This is a genomic window from Mesorhizobium sp. WSM3879 (assembly GCF_002294915.1).
GTDB lineage: Bacteria > Pseudomonadota > Alphaproteobacteria > Rhizobiales > Rhizobiaceae > Mesorhizobium.
Window position 1 is genome coordinate 2,501 of the sequence record NZ_NSFZ01000025.1, and the last position, 2,500, is coordinate 5,000.

The following is a 2,500-nucleotide window of genomic DNA, read 5'->3' on the forward strand; positions in this document are numbered from 1 at the left end:
ACAATCCCTTCGGGATTGCGCTTATGCGACGATCTCTGCGAGATCGCGCTTATGCGACGATCCCTTCGGGATCGCGCATGATGGGTATTGGCAATGAGAACGATCAAGTGTCTTAAGGGCAATTGGTGGATGCCTTGGCATGCACAGGCGATGAAGGACGTGATACGCTGCGATAAGCTACGGGGAGGTGCGAATACCCTTTGATCCGTAGATCTCCGAATGGGGAAACCCACCTAAGGTACTTGGAAAATCAGAGCAGCAGGGCAACTGACGCGGCAATCCCAAAAGGATTGAGCGTGGGGCGACGATCTCTTTGGGATCGCGCTGTTTTTGCTGCTGTGGTTTCCAAGTATCGATAATAGGTAACTTATCCTGAATACATAGGGATAAAGTGGCGAACGCGGGGAACTGAAACATCTAAGTACCCGTAGGAAAGGACATCAACCGAGACTCCGGAAGTAGTGGCGAGCGAACCCGGACCAGGCCAGCGGCGATTGAGAGACAAGCGGAACCTTCTGGAAAGTTGGGCCGTAGCGGGTGACAGCCCCGTACGCGTAATGCGATCAATCGTCCTTGAGTAAGGCGGGACACGTGAAATCCTGTCTGAAATTGGGAGGACCACCTTCCAAGCCTAAGTACTCGTGCATGACCGATAGCGAACTAGTACCGTGAGGGAAAGGTGAAAAGCACCCCGACAAGGGGAGTGAAAGAGTACCTGAAACCGATTGCCTACAAACAGTGGGAGCCCGTCCTTCAAATCGCTTGACGATTTGAAGAACTTTTGATTTTGCCATCAAGAGCGCAAGCGCTTTGATGGGCGGGTGACCACGTACCTTTTGTATAATGGGTCAGCGACTTAGTGTGACGAGCAAGCTTAAACCGATAGGTGTAGGCGCAGCGAAAGCGAGTCTGAACAGGGCGTTCAGTTCGTCGCATTAGACCCGAAACCGAGTGATCTAGCCATGAGCAGGCTGAAGGTAAGGTAACACTTACTGGAGGGCCGAACCCATAACTGTTGCAATAGTTCGGGATGACTTGTGGCTAGGGGTGAAAGGCCAATCAAACTCGGAAATAGCTGGTTCTCCGCGAAATCTATTTAGGTAGAGCGTCGACCGAATACCCCAGGGGGTAGAGCACTGGATGGGCTAGGGGTCCTCACCGGATTACCAAACCTAACCAAACTCCGAATACCTGGGAGTACTAGTCGGCAGACACACGGCGGGTGCTAACGTCCGTCGTGAAAAGGGAAACAACCCTGACCTACAGCTAAGGTCCCCAAGTTATGGCTAAGTGGGAAAGGATGTGAGGATCCCAAAACAACCAGGATGTTGGCTTAGAAGCAGCCATCATTTAAAGAAAGCGTAACAGCTCACTGGTCTAAATAAGGGTCTTTGCGCCGAAAATGTAACGGGGCTAAAGCCATACACCGAAGCTTAGGGTTCGTGAGCAATCACGAGCGGTAGCGGAGCGTTCTGTAAGCCAGTGAAGCCGTACCCGTGAGGGGCGGTGGAGGTATCAGAAGTGCGAATGCTGACATGAGTAACGTAAGGGGAGTGAGAGACTCCCCCGCCGAAAGACCAAGGGTTCCTGCTTAAAGTTAATCTGAGCAGGGTTAGCCGGCCCCTAAGACGAGGCGGAAACGCGTAGTCGATGGGAATCACGTTAATATTCGTGAGCCTGGAGGTAGTGACGGATCACACAAGTTGTCCAATCTTATCGGATTGAAAGGGCAGCGGAGTGGTTCCAGGAAATAGCTCCTCCTTATAGACCGTACCCGAAACCGACACTGGTGGTCTGGTAGAGTATACCAAGGCGCTTGAGAGAACTATGCTGAAGGAACTCGGCAAATTGCACGCGTAACTTCGGAAGAAGCGTGACCCTTTTTTGCGCAAGCAGAGGAGGGTGGCACAGACCAGGGGGTAGCGACTGTTTATCAAAAACACAGGGCTCTGCGAAGTCGCAAGACGACGTATAGGGTCTGACGCCTGCCCGGTGCTGGAAGGTTAAGAGGAGGGGTGCAAGCTCTGAATCGAAGCCCCAGTAAACGGCGGCCGTAACTATAACGGTCCTAAGGTAGCGAAATTCCTTGTCGGGTAAGTTCCGACCTGCACGAATGGCGTAACGACTTCCCCGCTGTCTCCAGCATAGACTCAGTGAAATTGAATTCCCCGTGAAGATGCGGGGTTCCTGCGGTTAGACGGAAAGACCCCGTGCACCTTTACTATAGCTTTACATTGGCATTCGTAGTGGCATGTGTAGGATAGGTGGTAGGCTTTGAAGCCTGGGCGCCAGCTCAGGTGGAGCCACCCTTGAAATACCACCCTTATCACTATGGATGTCTAACCGCGGCCCGTTATCCGGGTCCGGGACAATGTATGGTGGGTAGTTTGACTGGGGCGGTCGCCTCCTAAAGAGTAACGGAGGCGCGCGATGGTGGGCTCAGAACGGTCGGAAATCGTTCGCTGAGTGCAATGGCATAAGCCTGCCTGACTGCGAGACT

General features: G+C 52.8%; 1 rRNA gene (only partly in view). It reads left to right on the forward strand.

The window, feature by feature from the left end:
• Positions 1–101 precede the first annotated feature (101 nt).
• Positions 102–2,500 (forward strand): 23S ribosomal RNA (locus tag CK218_RS29680); it runs 530 nt beyond the window's last position.